At 65.8% G+C, this 25,410-nt stretch carries 27 protein-coding genes and 1 pseudogene; 15 read left to right on the top strand and 13 right to left on the bottom strand.

Features of this window, described 5'->3' with window-relative positions:
• Positions 1-205: 205 nt before the first annotated feature.
• Positions 206-1,012, bottom strand: coding sequence for a helix-turn-helix domain-containing protein (locus tag ACQPYR_RS37510; RefSeq protein ID WP_433624054.1), 807 nt, complete (start codon positions 1,010-1,012; stop codon positions 206-208).
• Positions 1,013-1,135: 123 nt separating this feature from the next.
• Here ACQPYR_RS37510 and ACQPYR_RS37505 point away from each other — a divergent pair, with 123 nt between their 5' ends.
• From ACQPYR_RS37505 to ACQPYR_RS37495, 3 genes and pseudogenes are all read left to right on the top strand, one after another.
• Positions 1,136-1,576 (top strand): hypothetical protein, encoded by a 441-nt coding sequence (locus ACQPYR_RS37505; RefSeq protein WP_433624052.1) that lies wholly within the window; start codon positions 1,136-1,138, stop codon positions 1,574-1,576.
• A 25-nt stretch (positions 1,577-1,601) separates the two neighbouring features.
• Positions 1,602-1,802, top strand: a pseudogene (locus ACQPYR_RS37500) (cupin domain-containing protein); the annotation flags it as partial.
• The gene (locus ACQPYR_RS37495; protein ID WP_433624050.1) at positions 1,799-2,818 is read left to right on the top strand and encodes a zinc-dependent alcohol dehydrogenase family protein; all 1,020 of its coding nucleotides are present in this window, start codon (positions 1,799-1,801) and stop codon (positions 2,816-2,818) included. The pseudogene ACQPYR_RS37500 and the gene ACQPYR_RS37495, both read left to right, overlap by 4 nt.
• 6 nt (positions 2,819-2,824) lie before the next feature.
• Here the strand turns inward: ACQPYR_RS37495 and ACQPYR_RS37490 are convergent, their stop codons facing one another.
• The gene (locus tag ACQPYR_RS37490; RefSeq protein WP_433599435.1) at positions 2,825-3,049 is read right to left on the bottom strand and encodes a hypothetical protein; all 225 of its coding nucleotides are present in this window, start codon (positions 3,047-3,049) and stop codon (positions 2,825-2,827) included.
• Between the two features lie 35 nt (positions 3,050-3,084).
• On the bottom strand, positions 3,085-3,861 hold the full coding sequence (locus tag ACQPYR_RS37485; protein WP_433624048.1) for an HNH endonuclease family protein: 777 nt from the start codon (positions 3,859-3,861) through the stop codon (positions 3,085-3,087).
• A gap of 623 nt (positions 3,862-4,484) precedes the next feature.
• Here ACQPYR_RS37485 and ACQPYR_RS37480 point away from each other — a divergent pair.
• Positions 4,485-5,357 (top strand): haloalkane dehalogenase, encoded by an 873-nt coding sequence (locus tag ACQPYR_RS37480; protein WP_433624046.1) that lies wholly within the window; start codon positions 4,485-4,487, stop codon positions 5,355-5,357.
• 84 nt (positions 5,358-5,441) lie between these two features.
• Positions 5,442-6,326: an RNA polymerase sigma factor gene (locus ACQPYR_RS37475; RefSeq protein WP_433624044.1), complete on the top strand. Its 885-nt coding sequence runs from the start codon at positions 5,442-5,444 to the stop codon at positions 6,324-6,326.
• A gap of 477 nt (positions 6,327-6,803) precedes the next feature.
• On the opposite strand, the gene ACQPYR_RS37470 is transcribed toward ACQPYR_RS37475, so the two are convergent.
• On the bottom strand, positions 6,804-7,958 hold the full coding sequence (locus ACQPYR_RS37470; protein ID WP_433624042.1) for a TDT family transporter: 1,155 nt from the start codon (positions 7,956-7,958) through the stop codon (positions 6,804-6,806).
• 70 nt (positions 7,959-8,028) lie between these two features.
• On the opposite strand from ACQPYR_RS37470, the gene ACQPYR_RS37465 reads away from it, so the two are divergent.
• Entirely contained in the window at positions 8,029-8,937 is a 909-nt protein-coding gene (locus ACQPYR_RS37465; RefSeq protein WP_433624040.1) for a LysR family transcriptional regulator, read from the top strand.
• Here the strand turns inward: ACQPYR_RS37465 and ACQPYR_RS37460 are convergent.
• Positions 8,934-9,584: a phosphate signaling complex PhoU family protein gene (locus ACQPYR_RS37460; protein ID WP_433624038.1), complete on the bottom strand. Its 651-nt coding sequence runs from the start codon at positions 9,582-9,584 to the stop codon at positions 8,934-8,936. The genes ACQPYR_RS37465 and ACQPYR_RS37460 overlap by 4 nt on opposite strands.
• Positions 9,585-9,734: 150 nt before the next feature.
• Here ACQPYR_RS37460 and ACQPYR_RS37455 point away from each other — a divergent pair, with 150 nt between their 5' ends.
• The 5 genes from ACQPYR_RS37455 (at position 9,735) to ACQPYR_RS37435 (ending at position 13,442) form a co-directional block, all read left to right on the top strand.
• A complete protein-coding gene (locus tag ACQPYR_RS37455; protein ID WP_433624036.1) occupies positions 9,735-10,130 on the top strand; it encodes a nitroreductase/quinone reductase family protein in 396 nt (131 codons plus the stop codon).
• A 63-nt stretch (positions 10,131-10,193) separates the two neighbouring features.
• Entirely contained in the window at positions 10,194-11,276 is a 1,083-nt protein-coding gene (locus ACQPYR_RS37450; protein ID WP_433624034.1) for a calcium:proton antiporter, read from the top strand.
• A gap of 39 nt (positions 11,277-11,315) precedes the next feature.
• A complete protein-coding gene (locus ACQPYR_RS37445) occupies positions 11,316-11,690 on the top strand; it encodes a hypothetical protein (protein ID WP_433624032.1) in 375 nt (124 codons plus the stop codon).
• A 116-nt stretch (positions 11,691-11,806) separates the two neighbouring features.
• Positions 11,807-12,514: a hypothetical protein gene (locus tag ACQPYR_RS37440; RefSeq protein ID WP_433624030.1), complete on the top strand. Its 708-nt coding sequence runs from the start codon at positions 11,807-11,809 to the stop codon at positions 12,512-12,514.
• 46 nt (positions 12,515-12,560) lie between these two features.
• Positions 12,561-13,442 carry an aminoglycoside phosphotransferase family protein gene (locus tag ACQPYR_RS37435; protein ID WP_433624028.1) on the top strand — a complete coding sequence of 294 codons (882 nt, stop codon included), beginning with the start codon at positions 12,561-12,563 and terminating at the stop codon, positions 13,440-13,442.
• Between the two features lie 227 nt (positions 13,443-13,669).
• On the opposite strand, the gene ACQPYR_RS37430 is transcribed toward ACQPYR_RS37435, so the two are convergent.
• Complete coding sequence (locus ACQPYR_RS37430) at positions 13,670-14,062, bottom strand: DUF5313 family protein (RefSeq protein ID WP_433624026.1); 393 nt, start codon at positions 14,060-14,062, stop codon at positions 13,670-13,672.
• Positions 14,059-14,529: a MarR family winged helix-turn-helix transcriptional regulator gene (locus tag ACQPYR_RS37425; RefSeq protein WP_433624024.1), complete on the bottom strand. Its 471-nt coding sequence runs from the start codon at positions 14,527-14,529 to the stop codon at positions 14,059-14,061. Before ACQPYR_RS37425 ends, ACQPYR_RS37430 begins: the two co-directional genes overlap by 4 nt.
• 188 nt (positions 14,530-14,717) lie before the next feature.
• On the opposite strand from ACQPYR_RS37425, the gene ACQPYR_RS37420 reads away from it, so the two are divergent.
• Both ACQPYR_RS37420 and ACQPYR_RS37415 read left to right on the top strand, forming a co-directional pair.
• Positions 14,718-15,743, top strand: coding sequence for a DUF418 domain-containing protein (locus tag ACQPYR_RS37420; RefSeq protein WP_433624022.1), 1,026 nt, complete (start codon positions 14,718-14,720; stop codon positions 15,741-15,743).
• 35 nt (positions 15,744-15,778) lie between these two features.
• Positions 15,779-17,356: a Na+/H+ antiporter gene (locus ACQPYR_RS37415; protein WP_433624020.1), complete on the top strand. Its 1,578-nt coding sequence runs from the start codon at positions 15,779-15,781 to the stop codon at positions 17,354-17,356.
• A 12-nt stretch (positions 17,357-17,368) separates the two neighbouring features.
• On the opposite strand, the gene ACQPYR_RS37410 is transcribed toward ACQPYR_RS37415, so the two are convergent.
• Positions 17,369-17,560: a heavy-metal-associated domain-containing protein gene (locus ACQPYR_RS37410; protein ID WP_062990687.1), complete on the bottom strand. Its 192-nt coding sequence runs from the start codon at positions 17,558-17,560 to the stop codon at positions 17,369-17,371.
• Positions 17,561-17,703: 143 nt separating this feature from the next.
• Between ACQPYR_RS37410 and ACQPYR_RS37405 the strand changes: the two genes are divergently transcribed.
• A complete protein-coding gene (locus ACQPYR_RS37405; protein WP_433624018.1) occupies positions 17,704-18,189 on the top strand; it encodes a hypothetical protein in 486 nt (161 codons plus the stop codon).
• 11 nt (positions 18,190-18,200) lie between these two features.
• A complete protein-coding gene (locus tag ACQPYR_RS37400; protein ID WP_387292277.1) occupies positions 18,201-18,359 on the top strand; it encodes a hypothetical protein in 159 nt (52 codons plus the stop codon).
• Positions 18,360-18,409: 50 nt separating this feature from the next.
• Here the strand turns inward: ACQPYR_RS37400 and ACQPYR_RS37395 are convergent, their stop codons facing one another.
• The 5 genes from ACQPYR_RS37395 to ACQPYR_RS37375 form a co-directional block, all read right to left on the bottom strand.
• On the bottom strand, positions 18,410-19,132 hold the full coding sequence (locus ACQPYR_RS37395; RefSeq protein ID WP_433624016.1) for a VIT1/CCC1 transporter family protein: 723 nt from the start codon (positions 19,130-19,132) through the stop codon (positions 18,410-18,412).
• Between the two features lie 10 nt (positions 19,133-19,142).
• Positions 19,143-20,735 carry a GMC oxidoreductase gene (locus ACQPYR_RS37390; RefSeq protein WP_433624014.1) on the bottom strand — a complete coding sequence of 531 codons (1,593 nt, stop codon included), beginning with the start codon at positions 20,733-20,735 and terminating at the stop codon, positions 19,143-19,145.
• Between the two features lie 62 nt (positions 20,736-20,797).
• The gene (locus ACQPYR_RS37385) at positions 20,798-21,370 is read right to left on the bottom strand and encodes a YdcF family protein (protein ID WP_433624013.1); all 573 of its coding nucleotides are present in this window, start codon (positions 21,368-21,370) and stop codon (positions 20,798-20,800) included.
• 70 nt (positions 21,371-21,440) lie between these two features.
• On the bottom strand, positions 21,441-22,145 hold the full coding sequence (locus ACQPYR_RS37380; protein WP_433599414.1) for a flavodoxin family protein: 705 nt from the start codon (positions 22,143-22,145) through the stop codon (positions 21,441-21,443).
• 360 nt (positions 22,146-22,505) lie between these two features.
• On the bottom strand, positions 22,506-25,391 hold the full coding sequence (locus ACQPYR_RS37375; protein ID WP_433624011.1) for a BTAD domain-containing putative transcriptional regulator: 2,886 nt from the start codon (positions 25,389-25,391) through the stop codon (positions 22,506-22,508).
• Between the last annotated feature and the right edge of the window lie 19 nt (positions 25,392-25,410).

Below are 25,410 nucleotides of genomic sequence, written 5' to 3'. Positions count from 1 at the left end.
TGTGAGTCGGTCGCGGTCGATGCGGAGAGGCCGGGCGACCAGGGGATTTGCCGCTGAGGCGACTGACGCTGACGCCAGCAGTGGGCCGAGGTCTGCTGTCGGGCGTTGCCCCAGGTTGCAGAGCTGCGGGTGCCGGTGCCGACGGCTGTAGAGCCGAGGTCTGCTGCTGAGTCGTCGCCTCCGAGTTCACATCGCGTGACAAACGCTAGTTGGCATGTACTGGGCGCTGTTCGCAGCGGCGGCGGAGGAATTCGGCGGTTCGGTCGTCGGCGGGGAGGAAGGCTTCGAGGTGGAGTTCGGAGAGGGTTATGTCTACGGCGGTGGCGAAGCTGGTGATAGTGGTGATGAGGCGGAGTTCGCCGTCGGGGCTGGTCAGGCGTAGAGGGACGGCGAAGCCGAGATGGTCGGGGCCGGGTGTGGCGGCAGGGAGGTAGCTTTCGAGTTCGGCGATGAAGTCGTCGAGGTGAGGGTCGGGGCTGCGCAGGGCCTTGCCGCGCAGGCTTTCGGTGACGTGTCGGCCCCATTCGGGCAGATTCAGCACGCGTCGTGCCAGGCCGTCGGGGTGCAGGGCGAGGCGCAGGACATTGATCGGCGGGGTGATCAGTTCGGCCGCGGACCCCTCGGTGAGGATATCGAAGGCGGCATTGGCGGCGACCAGTTCGCCGTATGGGCGGGTGACGACCGCGGGATAGGGCATGTGCCCCTCGAGAATGCGTTCCAATGCGACCCGCACCGGGCCCAATTCCGGTGTGTCCAGGTCGGATTCGGGAAAGATCGGGGCATAACCAGCGGCGAGCAGCAGTGCATTGCGCTCGCGCAGCGACAACTCCAGCGATTCGGCCAGCCGCACCACCATGGTGCGTCCCGGACGTGAGCGGCCCTGCTCCAGGAAGCTCAGATAGCGCTGGCTGGTGTCCGCGCGAATGGCCAGATCGAGCTGGCTCACATGTCGCTGCGTGCGCCAGTGCCGCAACTGCTGAGCGAATGGATTCGGCTCCATCACTGTCGTCATGAATTCAGTGATATCCGACCCGCGGTATCCGCGCCATTCCCTGGCGGGAATCACCGAACCCGCATCGGCTTCATTCCCTGGAGGGAATCGCGCCGCGGCGCCGCGCTCGCAAAACTCGGTGCCATGAGCAACCGAGACGACAACAACCTGGCCCACTTCGCAGAGCGCTACATGGCCCAGTGGAACGAATCCGATCCGGCCATCCGCCGCAAGATGATCGAGGAGATCTGGGCGCCCACCGGTGCGCAGACCCTGGTCGACCCGCCGGTGGAGATCCGCGAGGCGGCGGCGAACCTGAATTTCGCGGTCCCCGCCCTGGAGGTGCGCGGCCACCACGCGATGCAAGCCCGGGTGTCCCGCGCTTACGAGATGTTCGTGGCATCCGGCGAGTACACCTTCGAGGTGGGCGTGGCCACTCGGCTGCCCGCCGGTCTGATCGGCCTGCCCTGGTCGATGATTTCGCGCGCCGACGGCTCCGTCGCGGGCGGCGGTTACGAGGTGATCGGTCTCGACTCCGACGGTCGTATCACCTTCGACCACCAATTCATCGAAGGCGTGCGGTGACCGACGGCGCGACGACAGCGAACCGCACCCCGCTCCGGCGCAGCAGTGGGTCGTGATGCTGCGCGGCGTGATCGAAGTGACGACGAGTGACGGCGCTCAGCGCAGATTCGGGCCCGGCGACCTGGTCCATGTCGAGGACACCGACGGCCACGGCCATATCACCACCGGTATCGGAGAAGCGCCCTTCGAGGCGCTGTTCGTGCCCACCACAGGAAGCAGATCATGAAAGCCATTGCCTACCACCTCGATCCACTACAGGGGCTCGCCGGTTTGACCGTCCGAGACCAGGAACTGCCGCAGCCGGGATCGAATCAGGTGGTTATCAGGGTGCGCGCGGCCTCGCTGAACCGGCGGGACCTCATGCTGATGGACGGCATCTACCCGCTGCCCGCCACCCCGGGCATCATCCCGCTGTCCGATGGCGTCGGTGAGGTCATCGCGGTGGGCGACAACGTGACTCGCGCCGCCCTCGGCGACCGCGTGACCGCGTCGTACTTCGTGCGCTTCATCAACGGCCCGCAGCGGCTGGCGCAGGTCGCCGAACAGTACGGCGCCAACTTCGACGGGATGCTCGCCACCTACGCGGTGATCGAAGAGGATTCCGTGGTGCATGTCCCCGACCATCTCACCGATGTCGAGGCGGCCACGCTGACCTGCGCGGGAGTCGTCGCCTGGGCCGCGCTGACCACACCGGTACCGGTGTCCGCGGACCAGACGGTACTGACTGTCGGCAGCGGTACCGTCGCGTTGTTCGCCGTGCAGCACGCGAAAATGCTCGGCGCACGGGTCATTTCGATCACCTCCGGCCCGGATAAGGCCGAGCGGCTGCACAAGCTCGGCGCGGACGAGACCATCGACCGCAACGCGACGCCCGACTGGGACGAGAAGGTGCTCGCACTCACCGACGGCCACGGCGTCGAACATGTGGTGGAGGCCGTCGGACTGCCCACCCTGTCCAAATCGGTGCGCTCCGCGGGCTACAACGCGATGATCACCATGATCGGCGCCACGCAGCTGGCGGAAGGCGAGGCATTCGAGAATCCGTTCGTCGGACCGTATCTGGCGATCCGCCGGATCGCGGTCGGCAGCCGGGACGATTTCGAGGCGATGAACCGCTCCATCACCGCACACCGCATGCGTCCGGTCATCGATCGAACATTTCCGCTCGACCAGGCGGTGCAGGCGTACCGCTACTTCCGTGCGGACAATCCGTTCGGCAAGGTCGTCATCACTATGCCGTAGCTCGGATCAGGCCTCGAAGGGCACGGTATTGCCTGCCGCATCGCGGGTTCCGGCGGTGGCTTCGATGGCGGCCGCCAGCTCGGCGACGGTGCTCCAGGTGCGCGGCGGCTCGGCCTCGAGATTGCCTATGGTGTACCAGGTCTCGGTCTTGCGATAGCGGACCAGACCTTTACCCGTCGCATCGACGGTCACATCGAGCTCGCCGGAGACCGTCCCTTCCTCTTCGGTCATGACGGCCGCCTTGGCGGAAATCTCGATGATGTCGCTTATTTGAATTCTCCTCGACTGACGCAGTCGGCGACTGCGTTGCGCAGTGCGGTGTGTTCGGCGGGATCAACGTTCAGCGCATATTTTACTTTGATCTTGACGTAGTGCTCGAGATAGCCACACCGGAATTTTCCCGGCGGCAGATAGTTCGCGGCGTCCTGATCACCCTTGGACCTGTTGGCCGAAGGATCGGAGGCGATCAGATTGACGGCGTCGTTGGCGATCCGGCGGCGGGTATCTTCATCGCGCTTATTCGCACCCGAACGCCAGGCCTCGGCCAGCGGCACGATGTGTTCGGCGTCGACGCCGGCCGGGTCGGTTATGAACTTGTACGGCTTGAGTTTTCCGGTCTTCGAATCCATGACGCCGTACTGGTCTTGCCAGCCGCCGCCTTTGCCCACCGTGAGCTCACAGGTCTTCGGATCGAGTTTGACCGAGCCCGTCGCGTCCCTGAGCATCATCACGTCACGGCTGGTGCATTTGCTGTACTGCGCGAAATCGGGGCCGAAGCCGTGCTCGGTCTTGTTGGTGTCCCAGTGCGGGAACTTCTCCCGGCTGTAGCCTTCCATCGACTCTTCGGGCGCATCGACGAGCTGGCCGAGCAGGTCGTTGATGTCCGTGCCGGATACCGTTGCGGCATTCGCCGGTCCGGAGCCCTTGCCGGTATTACCGGTCCGGTCGTCGATAGAGGAACAGCCGACGGTGACAACGGCGGCCAATACGATGGGTGCACAAACAGCGAGTACGCGACGCGCGGTGCGGGACAACCACTTCACAAAGATCGAACTTCCTAGCCTCGCACCGATGAATTTGTCGGGCGTCAAGCTACCTGCGGCCGCCCGTCCCGTATGTGATTGTCGCGTATGACGTTCGGCACAGCTAGTCGAGGAACGCGCGGTGTGGCAAGGGGACTCGACGGTACACGTGGAACCACCCCTGACTCGGCGTGCCGGCGCCGTTCCAGGGGTGGTCGTGTCACGAATGAGCTCGTGCGCGGCCGAATGAACGGGCCGGTTGTCCAGGCCGGGTGATCCGTTCTCGCGGCGCCACGAGGCTGATGAGGGAAGTCTCGTCGTGCCGTGTCGTACTGCGGATAACTCCTCGTGACGGTCTGTGTGAACTTCGTTGTTCTTACGTAGACAGACAGTAGATCAATTCAGATTCCTTTGCAATCGCTTTACTTAAGTCTGAGAATCTCCTGAATGGCGCATCGGCCGGTTGAAACATGTACGGCTCACATACGGAAGTTAGGTTTACCTGCGGTTGCGCTGAGATCGGCCGCGCGGATGCCTTCCTGGCTGGTGACGAGCGTCACATTCAGTGACGGTCACAGCGGGGCCGAAACGTGTGTCGAAACCGGGTGCAGGCATAAAAGCCGGATCCAGGAAGGACCCACATCATGGCCACCGTCAACGTACTCGACTCCTTCATCAACTACACCGACCTCGGTACCGGTTCGGTACCGGTGGTCTTCCTGCACGGCAACCCGACCTCATCGCACCTGTGGCGCAATGTGATCCCGCACGTCGCCGATCAAACCCGAGTGCTCGCACCGGATCTGATCGGAATGGGTGCGTCCGGGAAGCCGGAGAGTGCCTACCGCCTCGCCGATCACGCCCGCTATCTGGATGCCTGGTTCGATGCGCTGGGCTTGGATCAGGTCGTCATCGTCGGCCACGACTGGGGTGGCGCGCTCGGTATGCACTGGGCGGCACGGCATCCCGACCGCATCCGCGGCATCGCACTGATCGAGACGTTCCTGCGGCCGATGCGCTGGGAGGAGCTCCCGCCGCTCGGCGCCGAACTGTTCCGGAAGTTCCGGACGGCCGAAGGGGAGCGAATGGTGCTGGTGGAGAATACGTTCATCGAGTTCAACCTGCCGAAGGGCGTTGTCGATCTGAAGCAGGAAGATCACGATGTGTACCGCGCACCCTTCCCGACGCCGGAATCGCGCAAGCCGATGCTGGCCTGGACGCGGGAGTTTCCGCTGGAGGGCGAACCCGCCGATGTGGTCGCGCTGGTGCAGAACTACGACCGGTGGGCGGCGGACTCGCCGGAGGTGCCGAAGCTCATCATGGCGCTCGACAATGGCGTCGGACTCGGTTCGCCGGAGGTGATCGGCTGGGCTGCCGAGACGTTCGCCAGTGCCGAGGTCGTATCGGTCGGGGAAGCGGGACATCACGCTCCGGAGGATCAGCCCGATGCCATCGGGACCGCCGTCGCGACGTGGTTGCGCGCCCACTCGTTGACGGCGGCGACCGCGAGTGCATGAGCCGGGTGCGCCGCGCGGGTTCGAGTCACCCGCGCGGCGCATATAGGACTTGCGTAACGGCGGATACCGCCGAAGGATTGTGCGGTGGAACCCGAGCTATCGCACCCCGACCCGACCACGGCAGAAAACGCCGAGGACATCGCTCGGGAGCGAGAACTGGTCGATCGCGCGATTGCCGGTGACGCAGCCGCCATCTCGGATGTGGTGCGGCGGCTACAGGATCCGCTGTACCGGCTGGCGCTGCGCATGGTGTGGCGGCCCGCCGAGGCCGAGGACGCGACGCAGGAAATCCTGCTGCGCGTGGTCGGCAATCTCGCGACCTGGCGGGCTGAGGCCAAGCTGCTCACCTGGGCGTATCGGATCGGCGTCAATTATCTGCTGAACCTCGCGCGCCAGACGCCCCAAGAGGCGACGCAGCTCAGCCTCGATGCCTACCGCGACGGTTTGGCGGACGGGCTCGCCACCGACGACTATCGCGGCCCCGAGGCCGAGCTGCTCTCCCATGAGGTGCGGTTGAACTGCAGTCAGGCCATGCTGCAGTGTCTGGCCCGCGACGAGCGGGTCGCCTTCGTACTCGGTGACGTTTTCGAACTCGGTTCCGCCGATGCGGCTTGGATTCTGGGTATCACCGCGCCCGCCTTCCGAAAGCGGTTGGAACGAGCCAAGAAACGCATCGGCACATTCTTGAATGCGACCTGCGGGGTGGCAAATCCCGAGGCCTTCTGTCGCTGCTCCCGTCGGGTGGACAAGGCATTGGCGCTGGGGCGCGTCGATCCGAAGCGGCCGGTATTCGCCCGACATGCCGTCCGTGCGGGCGGCCGTAGCGTCACCGAGGCCGAACAGCAGATGATCCGACTGCACGACGCCGCGGCGGTCATCCGGCTGCATCCGGATTACGCTGCGCCGCAGGCGAAAATGGACGCGATCGCGGGGCTACTGAATTCGGGCAGGTTCCCGATGCTCGACTGATTACGCGTTGGCTGGAAAGCGCACATCGGTCAGTTCTTCGGATTTTGTCCACAATGCGGTGGCGAGGTCGGCATTCGCGGCGGCTGTGCTGCGGCCGACGATCTTCGGGTGACCGCGGAATTCGAACCAGCTGTCCGGGCCGACGTAGCTTCCCGGCGGTAACTCCTGGCTGGTGGCGAACAGCGTGGGCAGCGCGCCGAAACTCGCATCCTGGCGAGCAGTCTATTGCCCATCTGCATGAGCTCGTGCAGGATCCGGTTGCCGGAGTGGCCCTGCAGATTCGTTGCGGCCCAACCGGGATGGGCGCTCAGCGCGAGCCGGGATCCGGATTCGGTGAAGCGCCGCTGTAGTTCGAGGGTGAACAGCAGGTTGGCGAGTTTGGATTGCCCGTAGGCAGAGGCGGAGTTGTGGAAGCGGCACTGACCGAGACGATTACCCAGCTGACCTACGGTCTGCGCCCCCGCGATTGACCCGTGCCTACCTCGCAATGTCCCAGGCCGGTCGGAGCAGCGGACCGGTGAGTACACCGCGAATGGTCTTGGTGGCGACGACCGCCCAGCCGCTGACCAGTCCGATATACAGCACGACCGCGGCGACGGCGAAGAGATCCGCCCCGGTGTGGCCGTAGAGCACGGTGCTGCCGGTAATGCAGGTGCCCAGCGGGAAGGTGAAGCCCCACCAGGTCAGGTTGAACCGCAATTCGCCTGCGCGAGTGGTCTTTACGGTGACGGCGGTGGCCAGCGCCAGCCACAGCATCGCGAATCCCCAGGTGACGACGCCGAAGATGACCGAGAAGACGGTCAGCCCCTTGGCATAGAGGTCGGGCAGGGCCGAGGGACCGGCATCGGCGAGCAGGCCCGCGGCGGTGACCGATTGGCCGAGCGGGCCGAGCACGAGCCAGAGGGTGGGCACCATGCCCGACTGCGGGACGCCGTGGTGCACCAGGCGCGACCAGATCATGGTGGTGGTGACCAGTGCGGCGATCAGGCTCAGGCCGAACATGGCCAGGCACAGCAGGATCATGGTGAGCCGCAACTGGCCTTCGGGCAGATAGGGGACCAGCAGTGCCCCCATTGCCGCTGACACCATCGGCGGCACCACGGGCATCAGCCAGCCACCGAAGGCGGCATCGGGCTCGATGTGGAAGTGGGTGAACATTCGGTAGGGAACGGCGACGGCGGTCAGCAGGCCCAGCGCGGTGCCGAGCGACCACAGCACCCAATCGACCGTGAGCGCGGCGTCGAGGCCGATCACCTCGCGGCCGAGCACCAGGGTGCCGCCGCCGACGGTCACCAGTGCCATGGGTGGTGCGCCGTAGAAATGTGCCATGACCGGGTGATCCTTGTGGCTGCCGGCCTGCCCCGGGTAGCGCACCCAGTGCACGACCCAGGCGGCGCTCAATACCACCAGCAGCAGTGCGGCCAGTGCCCATACGACAGTCGCCGCGCCGCGCAGTCCGGGGAACTGCAGCGGCAGCGCGGCGGCGGCATTGGCGACAATGCTGGTGCCCATGACGGCGGCGAACCAATTGGGTGCGAAATATCGCAGCGAGGGGGATTCGATGCGTTGGGTCGCGCTCTCGCCGAGCAGTTGCCGCGGGGGTGCGGGGCGCAAGGTCGCTATGGCGGTCATGAGTCCAGGTTCGTCGGCTACGGCGGTGTCGAGTAGTCACCGCATTCCTATGGATGCATAGACTCGTTCTATGCCCCTGTCGCCGCGTGTCCCCGACCTGGCCGCGCTCGACCTGCTGCTTTCGGTCATCGAACTGGGCAGTCTCGGACGCGCGGCACAGGCGCACGGCATCAGCCAGCCCTCGGCGTCCTCCCGCATCCGCTATCTGGAGAAGTTGGTCGGCGTGCCGGTGCTCGAGCGCACCACCCTCGGTTCCCGGCCCACGCCCGCCGGGGCATTGATCGCCGAATGGGCGCGCGGGGTCGTCGATGCGGCGGAGCAATTGGACGCGGGCATCGACAGCTTGCGCTCCGAGCGTGATTCGCACCTGCGGGTGGCGGCAAGTCAAACCATTGCCGAATACCTGTTCCCCGGCTGGCTCATGACCCTGCGCGCCACGGCACCCGATACCGCGATCGCGCTGCAGTCCGGCAATTCCGTCGAGGTCGCGCAGGCGGTGCTCGACGGCAAGGACGCGATCGGCTTCATCGAGAGCCCGCGGAATTTCCGTGGGCTGGAGAGTCATATCGTCGCTCGCGATCAGCTGGTCGTCGTGGTTGCCCCACAGCACCGCTGGGCCGGGCAGGGCGCGGTCGACCTGGCCGAACTCGCTCGAACCGCGCTGATCCAACGCGAACCCGGATCGGGGACCAGGACCTGGTTCGAAAATGCTGTCGCGCGGGCCATTCCGGGCTGGGAACCCACGGTCGCGCTGGAATTGTCCTCCACCACCGCGATCAAAACCGCGGTCGCCTCCGGCGGCGGTCCCGCCGTCCTCAGCTCGCTGGCCGTGGCCGCCGAAATCGCCGCGGGCACTCTTGTTTCCCCGACCGTCACCGGCCTGGATCTGACCCGAACCCTGCGTGCGGTCTGGCCCGCGGGACACCGCCTCACCGGCCCCGCCCGCGAGCTCTACACCATCGCCCGCCGCAACTCCTAACCTGCTTCGGAAGTTTGGGCCGTCGGCGGAATTCCGGTGTCCAGGAAGCGGATCAGGCGATCGATGCGGATGGTGTGGTCGATACAGCGTTCGAGGTTATTGCCTACCAGGGCGATATCGATGGCGGCTTCGGTGGCGGTTCGTTCGGTAAGGGCCGAGTGGAGTTGTCGTTGGAGTTGATCCATCGCGGGGGTCCCGGATTCGGGAGTAACGGGTTGGCGGCCGGTGGCGACCGATTCGCCCGCGAGGGCGGTGTGGTGTGCGGCCAGCCGACCCATGGCGGTGAGGATATCCATCAGGGGTTGGGGCGCAACGGGTTCCGGATGGTACTTGTAGACCTGATCGGCGACGCGGTTGATCAGCGAGCCGATCCGGGACAGTTCACCGGCGATCTGGATGGCGGTGACCACATGCCGCAGGTCGCGTGCGACCGGCGCCTGCAGTGCGAGCAGCACCACGGTTCTGGCCTCGCAGGCGGAGTGCATCTTCTGTAGCTGCTCGTCGATCGCGAAGGCCTCATAGGTGGCGGCGAGATCGGCATCGCCGAGCGCGGCCGTGGCACGCTCGGCGGCATCGTGGGCGAGCCGACACATGAGCGTCAAATCATTGGTCAACGCGATGAGCTCGCGAGTGAACTGGGTCCGCACTCCGCACATTGTCGCTTATCGCCGCGCTATGCAGTACACAAATCTGGCGTCGATCGTCGCATGGGGCGGAATACGTGGTGGCACTGCTGACCCCACGCCATCGTGACCGGCACGGTGCCAGATGCGATCGGCCGGTGCTAGCGTCGGCGCATGGCGAACTTGCGTGATATTCAACACCGAGTCGTGACAACATTTCAGCGGCGGTTGGGGAATCCGATTCTGCGTCGATTGCCGACGCAGCAGTTGCTGGAGACCGTCGGGCGCAAGAGTGGGCAGCCGCGTATTACGCCGATCGGGGGGCGACGCGTCGGCAAGGAGTTCTGGCTCGTCTCCGAATTCGGTGACAAGTCGCAGTACATTCGAAATATCAAGGCCGACAACCGGGTTCGAGTGCGGGTGCACGGGCACTGGCACACCGGTGCCGCGCATCTGCTTCCCGATGATGATCCGCGCGCCCGGCTGCAATCGTTGCCCAAGGCCAATAGCGCCGCCGTTCGGTTGGTCGGCACGGACCTGCTGACCGTCCGGATCGATCTCGACGACTGACCCACCGCGTGCGCCCGATCACGCGCGATCGGGTGCGAATAATTTGCTGACACGATGGAAGTCATGCTCCGTGCGTCGACTTCCCGCTGGACCGTATTCATCCCGCTACTAGCCGCGATCACCCTGGCCGCCACCTGGGGGCGATCACTGCCCGGAATCGGCGTGGTCGTGGTGGTCGCCGCGCTGGCCGGTGCGGTGCTGGCGGCGGTGCAGCACGCCGAGGTCATCGCGCATCGGGTCGGTGAGCCGTTCGGGTCCCTTGTGCTCGCGGTTGCGGTGACGGTGATCGAGGTCGGGCTGATCGTCACCATGATGGTGAGCAGTGGGGAGAAGTCCGCGGCGCTGGCCCGCGACACCGTTTTCGCGGCGGTCATGATCACCTGCAACGGCATTTTCGGTCTGGGCTTGCTGGTCGGTGCGGTTCGCAGGCGGGTGGCGGTATTCAATGCCGAGGGCACCGGCGCGGCGCTCGGCACGGTTGCGACCGTGTCCACCCTCAGTCTGGTCCTGCCGACCTTCACCACCAGTAAGCCCGGGCCGGAATTCTCCCCACCGCAGTTGGCCTTCGCCGCGGCGGCCTCCCTACTGCTGTATGCCCTGTTCGTAATGGTGCAGACCGTCCGTCATCGTGATGACTTCCTGCCCGTCGAGGAATCCGAGGGCGCTGATGAGCGCGGCGACCGGCCAACGGTGCGCGCGACGCTGCTCAGCCTGGCCATGTTGACGGTTGCCTTGGTCGCGGTCGTCGGTCTGGCCAAGGTCGTGTCGCCGTCGATCGAATCGGCTGTTGCTTCGGCTGGTCTGCCGCAGTCCGCGGTCGGCGTGGTCATCGCACTGCTCGTGCTACTGCCGGAAACGCTCGCGGCCGTGCGTGCCGCTCGCCGCGATCAGGTGCAGATCAGCCTCAATCTCGCGCTCGGCTCCGCCATGGCGAGCATCGGCCTGACTATTCCGGCGATCGCCGTAGCAACTATCTGGCTAGACGGTCCGCTGGTCCTTGGGCTCGGTGCGACGCAGATGGTGCTGCTCGCTTTGACGGTCGTCGTCGGCGTGTTCACGGTGGTGCCAGGGCGCGCGACGTTGCTGCAGGGCGGTGTCCATGTGGCTCTGTTCTTGGCTTTTGTGTTCCTCGCCGCCAGTCCGTAGCCGGTATGACCGGATCCGTGAATAGCCGCGCTGAGCGGGGTGAACATCAATAGCTTTCAGCTGGCCGCGAGCGATATCGCATGGGCCGGACCGGCCACCTCGATCGGTGCGCCCGATCTGGTGCGGTTCGGTCAGTCGCTGAACGATCTCGTCGAGGCGGTCGGTCGGCTGGTCACGGCCGGGAACAGTCCGCAGATGTATCTGGAGGGCGACGGCCTGGTGCCGTTCCTGCAGCGGGTGACCGAATGGATGGACAAGGTCGGGCCGGAGCTGAAATCGCTCATTCCAGGGTTGCTGCCGCTGGCCGACGCGGTCACCGCGAGTGCGCCGCGTATCGATCTCAGCAGTCTGATCAGTCAGGCGCTGCACGAAACCGGCGATGACGCCGTCAAGGTGCGCGTCGGCATCAAATAAGGCACTACCTGCGCAAACACAGGTCGCAAAAGTTGATATTTCGCACTGCGATCTTCGGTAGCCTGCCAGCAGAGCTTTTCGTGAAGGTAGTCCCTACTCGGCACGAAGGCGGTGTGATGGTGGAACGCGGCGGCGGTACGACATCGGGAAACGATAGCGGGCGCGTCCTGACCATCGCGGCCGTCATCGCCGCCGCGCTCGCGCTGGTGGTCGCGATCGCGCTGCTGCGGTCGAATCAGGATTCGAACGACGACGCACCGACATCGGGCACGTCGAGCGCCAAAGCCAGCACCGCCCGTCCCGCGCCCCCGCTCGTGCCGCAGTCGAACCGCGCGACGACATCCGCGGGGCAACCGGCGCGCAAGCGTGGCGACGATTGCTCGCACGAGGGCGTCGTCGCGCAATGGGATCAGCGCAACGGCCTGTGGGTCTGCGCACCGCAGGAACAGGCGCGCGAGGCGCACCGGATCGGCGACGACTGCTCCCACGACGGGATCGTCGCGCAATGGGGACAGTCGCCGGATGGCCACTGGACCTGCATACCGCAAGGTCAGGGCGTCGCGGAACCGCCGCCGGTCCCGCAGAACCAGGTGCCGCAGAATCCGGTGCCGCAGAACCAGGTCCCGCAGAATCCGGTCCCGCAGAACCCGGTTCCCCAGAACCAGGTCCCGCAGAACCCGGTTCCCCAGAACCAGGTCCCGCAGAACCCGGTGCCGGAGAATCCGGTCCCGCAGAATCCGAATCCCAACCCGGTTCCCAACCCCATGCCTGAGAATCCGTTCCCATTCCTGCCGCCACTGCCCCCGCTGCCCGGATTCCCGTAGCCGAACGACGACGAAATTCGTTCGACACAGCTGAGATGCTCGATTGGTGATCGTTGTCCCCGAATTCTTCGCCGATCGTCTCGCCCGGATGGAGCCCGCGGCTCGGGCTTGGCTGGATGATCTGCCCGAACTCGCGGCTCGGTTCGCCGAGCGTTGGGAGCTTCGGTTCGAGGGCGCACCCATGTATGGCTACGGCGGCTTGGTGCTGCCCGCCGTGCGCGCGGATGACAGTCGGGTTGTGCTCAAACTCGGCCATCTCACTCCCGAGACTCGCGACGAACCGGTCGCACTGACCGCCTGGGCGGGCAATGGCGCGGTGCGGTTGCTCGACAGCGACGCCGAGCACGGCGCGCTCCTGCTGGAACGACTCGATCCCACCCGGTCATTGGACTTCGAGCCCATCGACGATGCGGTCCGGATCATCTCCGTCCTGCTGCGTCGGCTCGCCATCCCCGCTCCGCCGGGAATCTCTCGCGACCTGCGTACCGAGGCCGAGCGCCTGGTCGAGGAACTGCCGAAGAACTGGCAGCGCCTCGGCGGGCCCTGCCCGCGCAAGATGCTCGACGCGGCCATCGATGTCTGCGTTCAGCTCGGTCCGAGCGCGGACCGGCTGCTGGTCAATGAGGATCTGCACTACGAGAACGTCCTCGGCGGCACCCGCGAGCCATGGCTGGTCATCGATCCGCAGCCCTTGGCGGGCGATCTCGAATTCACCACGCTGTCGCTGCTGTGGAACCGGCGCAATGAATCCGCCCTCGACGATCGCTTTGCCGCCGTCGTCGATATCGCCGGACTCGATCCGGATCGCGCCCGCGCCTGGACGCTGGTCCGTGCGGTGCAGAACTGGCTGTGGTTCCTCGAAGACGAGGACACCGAAGATTTCGGCTGGCCCGCCGTCCAGGCCATCGCCCCGTGGGCCCTGCGCTGACGCTGCCGGCTATGCGAAAGAAACGACTCCACGCCACCCGCCCCGCAGACGCCCCTTGGCGAAACCGTCGGCGTGCCAGGCCGACCGAGACCAGGCCGCCGAACTTCACCGCTCGCCGCTCCGCGCGTCGTCGCTACCGGTGAATCGCGAAGGACTATCTTCGAATCTAGATGCAGCCCAATGGGTTCCGAGTATTTTCGTGCGCCGACACCGTCGTCTGGACCGCATCATCCACTGACAGGATTGTCTGCTCGATGCGGATGCTGTGCCGCGTAGGTCGCCCGCTCCAGCGCCCGCCGCCGCGCGCGCTCCGGATTCAGCAAATCCGCAGGCAGTCCGTGTTTCGCCAGGCGATGCGCCCGATTCATCGGCATGAAGGCCGTTGTGTAGAACAGCGCGAGCAGTAATGCCAACAACACCATCGACCCGCGCAACCACAATTCGCCTGGGAACAAAAGGAATACGGCGAACAGTGGTGTGAACGGCACCAGCCCGCGCACGATGTGACGTGGCGTCGCGTACTTGCCGGTGAGGTCGTTGCGCACCCACTCGCGCAACGAATCCGGCAGGCGCCGCCCGAAGGCGTAGCCGATCCACTGGATGGGATTGGGTCGGGTCATGCGTGCACTCCTCGTGCGGTGGCAGGGTTACCCGCGCGACGCGCGGCCTCGTTGACCCGGGTCAGTACTTCGCGCAGTTCCTCCAGATCCGCCAATGTCACGCCGAGCCGCTCCACCACGGCGGGCGGGATCTGCTCGGCCTGCTTGCGCATCGCCCGCCCGGCCGGGGTCAGATCCACCACGAGGTTGCGCTCGTCACGACTATCGCGACCTCGCGTAATCAACCCGGCCGACTCCAGCCGCTTGAGCAGCGGCGACAGCGTCGGCGAATCCAACTGAATCGCCTCGGCGATTGCCTTCACCGACATCGGCGCCTCACCCCACAGCGCCAACATCACCAGATACTGCGGATGCGTGAGCCCGAGCGGTTCCAACAGCGGCCGGTACACGCCGAGTACCGACCGATTGGCCACGGCCAGCGCGAAACACACCTGCCGATCCAGCCGCAACGGATCATCGATCTCCATGGCACCTCCTAGGGTCGCCATCAAACTTAGCGCATGAATAGTTAATGCACTAAGTATTAGTGCTCGAGCTCACCGCATGGATGCGGCAGGCGAAGGATGCTTTCGCTGTGCGCGCTGGTCGACGCCAACCTGGGCTGAGCGGCGTTGTCTTCACCGGATCTGGAGCGAGCCCTCGATAGCGTGGATGCATGGATCCCACCGGTGCGCGCCCGCGCATCCACGAGCTCGACGCCGCGCGTGGTTTCGCGCTGTGCGGGATTCTGGTGGTGAATATCTGGCAGATCACCGATATGCGCGCGATGGTCGAGCCCGCAACTGTGGATCCGATACGGCACGTGCTGTCTGTGCTTTTCGAGGGAAGGTTCTTTCCGATCTTCTCGTTCCTGTTCGGGCTCAGCTTTTCGCTGTTCCTGGATCGCGCGGCCCAGTGCGGCGACCGACCGCGGCTGGTACTTGCGCGGCGGCTCGTCGTGCTCGGTGTGTTCGGTCTGATCCACCATGTGTTCCAGCCCGGTGAGGCATTACTGCCGTATGCGATCGTCGGGTTGGTGGTGCTGCTGCCCGCGGCCGGGCTGGGGCGCTGGGTGATATTGCTCGTCGGGCTGGTTGCCACTGTCGCGGTTCCGGTCACGATCGGCGGTGGGCTCGGCCTGGTGCCGGGTCTGTTCCTGCTGGGTCTGGCCGCCGACCGCTTCGGCCTCGCGGATGACCTGCGCGATCGCAGTTGGCGGATCGCCGTGGTCTGCGCGCTGGCAGTGCCTGCGGCGGCGGCCGCAGGGGTGTGGGAGTACCGCACGCCGTATAGCGCTCTGTGGACGGGCAGTGTGGCTCCGGTCGCCGGACTCCTCGGCGCGCTCGCCTATCTCACCGGATTCCTGCTATTCCTGCGCACCGAGACCGGTGAGGTTTTTGCGGAGATGCTCGAGCCGATGGGGCGGATGGCGCTGACCAATTATGTCTCGGCAACCGGACTTGTCCTGGCCGCTGATCCGTGGCTCGGCCTATCCGATTCCAATCGCTACGGCGCACTACTCGGCTCGGCCGCCGCGATCATCGCGGTGCAGGCGCTGTGGAGCTATTACTGGTTGCGCTGGTTCCGCTACGGCCCGCTGGAATGGGTGTGGCGGTGTGTGACCTGGTGGCAGCTGGTGCCCAACCGTCTGACGCGGCAGGAACGCCGGAAACTCACAGTGCCGTATGGGCGCGGTCGCTAGGGAAATCTCAGCAACTCACCGCAGACTGGGGCGTCATGGACCAGTTGGTGCTGATGTTCGTCTTGCTATTCGCCACGATCCTGGCCGAACCGCTCGCTCGGCGGCTCGGTGTCGCATCGGCGGTCCTGATGACGGTGTTCGGATGTGTGCTCGCGCTGATACCCGCGGTTCCTCGGGTCGATGTGCCGCCCGACCTGATCCTGCCGCTGGTGCTGCCGCCGCTGTTGTACGCGGCAGCACGGCGGACGTCATGGCGGCAGTTCGCGGAGAACTGGGGTCCGATCGCATTGCGCGCGGTCGGGTTGGTTTTCGCGACGGCCGCTGCGGTGACGGCGGTCTTCCACGCCTGGTATCCGGCGCTGCCATTGGCGGCTTGCCTGGCGCTCGGTGCTGTTGTGGCCCCGCCCGATCCGGTGGCCGCGACGGCCATGGCGGGCAGGCTGGGCCTGCCGCGCCGCCTGGTGGTGACGCTCGGCGGGGAGGGGCTGTTCAACGATGTGACCGCGATCGTCATCTACAGCGTCGCGGTGCAGGCCGTGCTCACGGGCAAGTTTTCGGCATGGCATGCGGTCGGTGAGTTCGTGATCTCGGCGGTGGTCGCGATCATTGTCGGGATGGCGCTCGGCTATGCGGGCAGCAAGTTGACCAGCAAGCTGGCGGAGGCGTCCTGGCAGGTGGCGCTGAGCCTGCTGCTGCCGTTCGCCGCTTACGGTGTGGCCGAGGCATTTTCGGGATCGGCCGTGCTGGCGGTACTGGTGTGCGCACTGTATCTGACCGATGCGGGCACCGATTTCGGCGATCGCGATTACCGCCTGGTCGGCGATGCCTTCTGGGAGATCACCGAAATGCTGATCAGCGGTTTCGCTTTCGGATTGATCGGGCTGGAACTCGGTGTCGTACTCGACGATACGGGCGATGGCTGGCCGCGACTGCTCGGCGTCGCCGGCGTCGTCGTCGCCGTGGTGGTCGGACTGCGGCTGGCGTGGCTGTTGACCACCCTATCCCTGCGCAGGTGGTGGTGGCGCGACGAGGACGCCGACGAGCCCTACACCTGGAAAGAGACGGTCGTCACCTGGTGGGCGGGCATGCGCGGCGTCGCGACCATCGCACTGGCACTGGCCATTCCGCTGCTCACCGATGCCCGCGAACCGTTTCCGGGCCGCACCCAGATCCTTTTCACGGCCTTCGCCGTCGTCCTGTTCACCCTGCTGCTACAGGGCCCGACACTGCCACTTGTCGTGCGGCTCACCGGCGTTCGGGCCGACTCCCAGAAGGAACGGCTGCTCGAACGGAGCCTTTGGGAACGTGTCGTCCGCGCGGAACTCGACTGCCTCAAGCAGATAGCCGAAACCGAAGGCCTCCCCGACGAGGTCTACGAACGCCTGCGCGACCAACTCCGCCAACGCCTGGCTCGCGCCGATCCGGAGGCCGCCGACGAGGACGCCAAGGCCAATGCGGCCCGAGATCTGAAGCTGATGATGGAGATTCGCGATATCCAGGGCGATGTCCTGGAAGCGGGCCGCCGCGAAGCTCTGGCCGCCCGCCGTGAACCCGGCATGCCCCCGGACCTGGTCGACCGGGTGACTCGACGCCTCGACCTCGGTCGGCGCTAGACCAGGTCCCGCCTACTTCGCGCCGACGCCCGCGGAGCGGATCGCGTCGAGCACTTCACCGTAGGAAAGGGTGGAGTTTACGGTGATGGTTTCCGAGGTGCGGTCGACGTCGACCGACTGCACGCCGCCGAGGTTGTAGAGCGCGCGTTCGGCGACTACGGCGCGTTCGTCGGAGTAATCGGTCATATCGAAGGTATAGGTCATCACGACCTCCTGGTAGGTGGCTGTCCTTCGGTTCGGCGGATAACCGAATCAGCAATTTCCAAACGCCGCGCCGGTACGGTGTTTGATTTCGAAATCACCGGGCATAGCCAGAAGGTAATATCAACCAGCGCAACGGGATTGTCATGATCATTATCATCGGGCTCGTCGTTCTCATCGGCGCGGTAATTATCGGCGTTGCCGGAGTGGCGGCCAATACGGGCGAAGTTCGTACGTCATCCAGCGATTTCGGGGTATTCGACTATCACTTCACCGCTTCCGCGGGGGAACTTTTCCTCTACGGGATCGCGATCGGAGCGATCGGGATGCTCGGCCTGAGCCTGCTGCTCGCGGGCGTCTGGCGTAGTTCCCGCCGCAACAGCGCCACCAGGCGCGATCTGCGCCAGTCGCGTCGGGAGTTGGCGGCCCAGGAGAAGGCCACGGCCGCCGAGCAGCGTCGAAGCACGCCACCGGCGGCGGCGCCACCGCCTGCCGCGACCAAACCCGCCGCGCCGGTCACCCCGTCGCAGGGCGGTAAGCCGGTGTGGAGCTGGAATCGGTTCATGCGCCAGCCCAGCGGGTCGGCACCGGTCGAAACATCCGGCCGGACAACGGTCAAGACGACCAAGTAAAGGAAAGAACAATGATCGTCCTCGGCTTGATACTCCTCATTGTCGGGTATCTACTCGGAATCGGTCTGCTCACCACGGCCGGAATCATATTGCTGATCATCGGTGCAGTACTGGCCCTCGTCGGGTCGGTGGGGCGGCACCCGGTCGGCGGTCGGCGGCACTACTACTGACGCCGACGCGTTGAACACAGGACGGGCCGAGGGGTTCCTTCGGCCCGTTCTCATATCCCGGCGACACCCGCCAATTGACCGATGCCATAGGTGACCGCCATCGCCAGCGCACCACCGACCACCACTCGTACCACCGCGCGCCCGCGGTTACTACCGCCGAGCCGCGCGCTGACCGACCCGGTGATCGCCAGCGCGATCAGCACGGCCGCGAATGTGACCGGAATGCGTGCGGTGGTCGGCGGCAGGATGATCGCCAACAGCGGCAGCAGCGCGCCCACGGTGAACGCGACCGCCGAGGAGACGGCCGCGGCCCACGGATTGGTCAACTCGTGCGGATCCAGGCCGAGTTCGGCCTCGGCGTGGGCCAGGAAGGCGTCGTGCGCGGTCAGCTCTTCGGCCACCTTGCGCGCCGTCTCCGGCGTCAGCCCCTTCGACTGATAGATATCGGCCAGTTCGGCCAGCTCGAAGTCCGGTTCTTCCTTGAGTTCCGTGCGTTCCTTGGCCAGTAGCGCCCGCTCGGAATCCCGCTGTGCGCTAACCGAAACGTATTCGCCGACGGCCATGGAGATCGCACCGGCGGTGAGTCCGGCAATACCCGCGGTGAAAATGGCCGAGGCGCTGGTCGTCGCCGCGGCGACACCGACAACCAGACCCGCGGTCGAAACAATGCCGTCATTCGCCCCGAGTACGCCCGCCCGCAACCAGTTCAGCCGCGAGGCCAGACCCTCACGATGTGGTTCATGTGGGTGCGGCGAACCGGGCGTCTTGTCCATAAGCCGCAGACTATGCGAAAGTCCGCAAAGTATCAGCTAGCCGAACCGCCAGCGCAACGATCGTCAGGGTCGGATTCGCATGGCCGGTGGTCGGGAAAACCGAACTGCCCGCGACGAATAGATTGGCCATTCCGTGCACCCGGCAGTCGGTGTCGACCACGCCGTCACGCGGATCCGTTGACATCCGGGTGGTCCCGGTCGGATGTGCCCAATCGGTGAGCATCAGCGGCAGTTCGCTATCCGCCCGCGCCCAGTCGTACAGCGTTGGGGCCGGGAATCCCAGTCGGGTGAACTCCTCGACCGCCACGGCTGCCGCCCGGCGCACAGTTGTGTCTTCCTGCGGATTCACCCGCCAATCGATCCGGGACAGCGGTACGCCGAGCCGATCGGTTCGGTCGGTCAGGGTGACGCGGCTGTCCGGGTTCGGCAGCTGTTCGACCATGCAGCGCAATTCGATTCGATCGAGTTTGTGCGGCAGTCCGGCGTGTTTGATGAGCCTGGCCCGCGCGCCCGCGAGCAGTAACCCCGCGTGGCTCACCGCGACTCGCGCGTCGTGCCGATCGCCGCGTCCGCGCAGCAATTGCTTCACCGACTCCCATGGATCGTCCTCGGCGGGCACCTCCTGCAGCCACAGTGCGCAATTGAGCAGGCCTTCGGCCGCCTGGATCTTCGGCGAGAGTGCGACGCCGTGCAGGAAGGTGTGCTTACCGTGCGGCGTCTTCACCACGTACTTGCCGAAGCGTTCCAGCGCGCTGTTCGCCACGGCCGGATCCAATGCGCCGACCGCACCGCAGCGGTGATCCATCAGATAGCGCCCGACCATGTCGTGCCGGTTGCCGATGCCACCGGGCACGCTTCGCCGAGATGCCAACAGCAGCCGCGGATTTCCGATACCGCCGGTGGCCAGGACGAAGATGGGTGCGCGCACCGACCGCGGCCGCGGATCCGCACCGGCGACCTGGACTGAAACCACCAGGGTGCCTTCGGGATCGGTGTCGATATGGGTGACCGTCGCATCGATGAGCACCCGGACATTCGGCGCGACAAGATCTTTCACGTGCGCACCGAAGCGCTTGCAGTCGAATGGATCCACCGGATCCCGGCTGATCTGCCAGAAGTACGGACGCAGGCGCGCCGGATGCAGGGCATCCGCGGGTTGGGGCCGACCGGCCAGCTGCCAGAACGCGTCATCGGTGAAGCCACTGCCGCAGCCGATGCCGATATGTTCGGCCGCGCGCGCCAGATACGGTTCGAGGTCGGCCGCGCCGATCGGCCATCCGGAACCGGAAACCCAAGGACGGCAACTGAAATCGAGATCGTCCAGCAGGCCGCAGCGGCCGCTCCAGGTATGGGATGCACCGCCCAGGATCCGGTCGCCCGCGACCCGATCCGACTGTGCCCGGTGCGCGCCCACATTCTCGATATCGGCCAATGCATCGACCTCTTCGGTCGCGGTCAGCCCGCCGCTTTCCAGTACCAGGACGCGTAGCGGGGTTCCGGCAAGTTCGGTCGCGATGGTCAGTCCGGCGGGCCCGGATCCGATAATGACGATATCGGCGCTCAGCTCGTCGTCACCGACCGTGCGCAGCTCATCGATTCGCAACGGCGGTCCTCTCCCAACAACCGTATCCAGCCTATGAGACCCGACATCGCTGCGTTCGCGGTTCAACAACCTCGGTTGAAGAATGCCCGCACATAGCCCGCGGACTGCCGGATGTACATCCAGGTCCAGAACTTCAGCCCACTGTCGCTTGGACTGGCCACCATGGTCAACTCGCCGTGGAAGCATTTGCCGACGATGTACCTGGCCCGCGACACATGTGGGGTATAGGTCACCACGATGATGTGCTGCCAGCCGTAAAGGCTTGCGCGCCGAGCGATTTCGCGCGCCTCACCGTCAGTGGTCCACGGATCGGGTACGAAACAGCTGACGGTGAACTCGAATCGGGGCGCGCAATACCGATCCATCACCGAATCGTTCTCGCCGGTCGATCGGGAAATCAGCAGTTGCGGTGCGTATCCGCGTTCGGCGAGATCGAGGCCGACATCGAAACGTTCATAGGCGGTGCCGCCCAACACCACGATCGCATCGGCACGGCGCAACTGATCGGTCTGCGGATGCACATACACCGGCAGACCCGCCACACCGAGGACTGCGACCAGGGCGAGCAGCGCACCGAAAAACAAACCAGCTCGTCGGGGCCCGGACACCGTTCCGACGATACCCGTGTCTGACATCGGCGCAGTTCACACCCGAATCCCGGTGTGGCACAGAATGTCCGGTGACGCTGCCCGAATCTGCTGCGCCCTAACGATAGTCGGGGTTCTCGAAATCGAATCGGCAGCCCGCATCCCATTCGGAGCGCTGATTTCCGTGGGCGGGGATGCCGCTGTTGTCCTTCAGCATCCGGGCCAGGTGCAGCAGGTTCCACGTCATGAAGGTCGTATTGCGGTTGGTGAAGTCGTTTTCCGGTCCGCCGGAGCCCGGATCCAGATACGACGGTCCGGGCCCGGCCTCGCCGATCCAACCGGCGTCGGCCTGCGGCGGAATCGTGTAGCCGAGGTGCTGGAGGCTGTAGAGGATATTCATGGCGCAGTGTTTGACGCCGTCCTCGTTACCGGTGATCAGACAGCCGCCGACCCGGCCGTAATAGGCGTACTGACCACGCTCGTTGAGGATCGACGAATTCCCGTACAGTCGTTCGATTACCCGTTTGGTGACCGAGCTGTTGTCGCCGAGCCAGATCGGCCCGGCCAGCACCAGGATGTCGGCGTCCATCACCTGCCGCTGTAGCGCAGGCCATTCGTCGGTGGCCCAGCCGTGCTCGGTCATATCCGGCCACACGCCGGTCGCGATGTCGTGATCGACGGCGCGGATATGCGAAACCTGGACGCCGTTCTTCGCCATGATGTGGGCGCTGACATCGATCAGACCCTGTGTATTGCTCGGCTCGGGGGAGCGCTTGAGCGTGCAGTTGATGAACAGCGCCCGGAGGTCGTCGAAGGTTGTCATCTGCGAAGTGTGTGCTGGTCCGGGGGGCGCGACAAGGAGTTCGCCCGGCATGTCACGGACTCGTCAGATTGCGACTCGAGGTTCTTTCAGAAAGGTGCCGGACCGGGCGCACCGGCAACCGGTACTGCCGGGGCGGCCACGGCGTGAGCGGACTGCGTGGACCGGACCCGGCGGGCCCGCAGCCGCTGTCGATGCGACGCCCGCGATCGAGTGAACCTATCGATCGGAAACCACGGGTGGACATGCCGATACGCCTTGCGTACCCCTCGCACACAAGTCGAACTAGCACGACGGCGATCGCATCGACCCAGAGAATTTCAGGCAACCATCAGCATCCGATAAATGTTGAATAAACGCCGCCTAATCCGCGACGTCAGCGGTCGGCGCGGCACTGAAGAGCCGGTCGATGGTGGGCGGTGCCAGCCCCGCGCGCCGGAAGATCTCGGTGGCCTCGCCGAACTCCGCCGCGGCCGGGCCGGTGCGTCCCTGTGCCGCCAACGCGCTCGCGTGCAGAGCCAGGGCACGCGCCCGATCGATCGGATCGGCGGCCTTGGTGAGCAGCCGAACCGCCTCTGCGGCTTGGCTTTCCGCATCCGCCACCTTGCCGGCGCGCAGTTGGATCTGCGCCAACCTGGTTCGCGCCCAACCCTCCCAGAGTCGAACACCATTGCGCTGCGCGATCCGCACGGCATCGAGGCCGAGTGCGAGGGCGCGCTCGTGCTCGTCGCGCATCGATAGGGTGGCGGCCAATTCGTGGGTGGCCCAACCGAGCGCGACCGGATTCGAGGACGCCCGCGCCAGCGCGATGGCCCGATCCGCGATATCGATCGCCTCGTCGTATCGCCCTGCCTCGCAATAGGTTCGAGTGACCAAGGCCAGACACCAGGCCTGCATCGACCGGTCACCGAGTTCACGGGCGAAACGCATCGCATTCTCGAAGTGTCGACGCGACGTTTCCACATCGCCGAGTCGCCGATCGGCAATGCCGAGCAGTACCTCCGAAAGCACCGCGATCCGGCGATCGGCGTCGTCGGTGGGTGGCCCGACCGCCGCGTCGAGATACTTCAGACTCGCCCCGACCTCGCCGAGCCCGACCTGCAACAGCGCGCCGAGCGCGACCCGGATGCGGCGTTCGCTCGCGTGCGACTCGCGAATTGCGGTGTCCAGCAAGGCCGTCAGTGCTTCGGACAGTTCCCTTGCGCGGGTGCCCGCGTCCATCAATTCGGCCATTACCCAGGCCAGATCCGCCGCCACCTGCAGTGCGCGCCCACCGATTCTGGCGGCCTGCCGGTGCAGCGCGATCACCACCGGTCGCTCGACGTCGTTCCAGACCTGTCCCTCGGCGCCGCCTGCGAACTGTCGCCCGGGCACCGTGGTCGGGATCAACAGGCGCGTGGTGTTGCTGTAGTCGATGGCGCTCAACAGGTTCTTCGCACCCGCGAGGTAGTAGTCCAGCAGCCGGACCAGCACCGCCGACTCGTCCTCGTCGGCGACGCTCTGGGCGAAAAGGCGCAGCAGATCGTGGAATCGGTAGCGGCCGGGCACCGTCGTCTCTAGCAGGCTCAGGTCGACCAGCGATTCGCATATTCGCTCGGCCTCGGACTCCGCGATGCCGAGCACCGCGGCCACGCCGTCGACCGGCAGATCCGGGAAGTCGACGAGCGCGAGTGTGCGAAAAGCCCTGGCCTGCTCCTCGTTCAGTTGCCCGTAGCCGAGCCGGAACGCGGCTTCGACGCCGAGTTCACCGGTCTCCAGCACCGCGAGCCGGCCCTTCTCGTCGGCCAGTCGCGCCGCGAACGATCCGATCGTCCATTGCGGCCGCACGGCCAGTCGCGCGCCGACAATGCGCACTGCCAGCGGCAGGCAGCCGCACAGCGCCACGACCTGGCGTGCCGCGCCTTCCTCGGCCGCAACGCGTTCCGGTCCGAGGATGCGGATCAGCAATGCCATGGCTTCGTCGCGCTCCAATACATCGAGGCGAGTCCGGCGCACGGCGGGCATCTCGGTGAGCGCCGAACGACTGGTGATCAGCACGGCGGTGCCGGGTGTTCCGGCGAGCAGCGGCGTCAATTGCGCACTGCCACGGGCATTGTCGAGGACGATCAGCATGCGCTTACCGGAGAGGCGGGTGCGCAGTTCGGCCGCGCGATCGTCGACGGCGCCCGGAATCTCGCCCTCCGCGATGCCGAGCGCACGCAGGAATCCGCCGAGTGCGTCACCGGGTGAGGTCGGCACCGGATCGACGCCGCGCAGGTTCACATACAGCTGTCCGTCCGGGAAGTGATCGCGCACGTGATGGGCCACATGCAGGGCCAATGTGGTCTTGCCGACGCCGCCCATACCACCGACCGCGGAAATGGCGACAGCGCTGCCGCCGCCGGTCAACTGCTCGGCAATGTGCTCGACCAATTGCTCGCGGCCGGTGAAATCGGCGATATCCGGCGGTAATTGCGCGGGCACGAGCGGCTCTGGACCGTAGCCGTTCGATCGCGGTGTCGGCATTTCGGCACGCAGGATGCGTTCGTGCATCGCGGTCAGTTCCGGACCTGGTTCGACGCCGATCGCGTCCACCAGATCGCGGCGCGCCCGTGCGAACACCTCGAGCGCCTCGGCTTGGCGGCCGCAGTGATACAGCGCGGCCATGAGCAGTGCGCGGAACCGTTCGCGCAACGGATGCTCATCGATCAGCGGACCCAATTCGGCGACCGCGTCGGCGGCGCGGCCGACCTCGATATCCAGGGCGAGCCGGTCTTCGAGAATCGTCAAGTGCCACTGCTCGAGCCGGGTGCGGTGGCGTTCGGCGAAAGGTCCGGCCAGTCCGCTCAGCGCGGGACCACGCCAGCGGTCGAGTGCGGCGATCAATGCTTCGCGTGCCGCGTCCGGCATTTCGCCGCGCACCCGTCCGGCCGTGGCCACCAGGGCCTCGACCTCTTCGATATCGGTCGAGCCCGGCGGGATCCGCAATGCGTAACCGTCACCGACCGAGACCAGCACGGTCGAGGGTGCGCGCGAAACCCGCTCCGGTTCCAGCACCCGACGCAATTGCGCGACATGGGTGCGCAGCGCGGCAATGGCGCGCGGCACCGGATCCTCGCCCCAGATGCCCTCCACCAACTCCGCTGCGGTGACCGACTTTCCGGCACGCAGCAATAGCGCGGCCAGTACCGCGCGACGTTGCGGAGGGCCCAATTCGAGCGGCGTCTCCCCACGCCACCCGCAGACCTCACTCAATAGCGAAAACTTCACTGACCCGACCTCCCGGACC

Source organism: Nocardia sp. CA-120079, from assembly GCF_050955745.1.
GTDB lineage: Bacteria > Actinomycetota > Actinomycetes > Mycobacteriales > Mycobacteriaceae > Nocardia.
The sequence above is the reverse complement of the archived record's forward strand: the minus strand, read 5'-3'. Positions and strand labels throughout refer to the sequence as shown.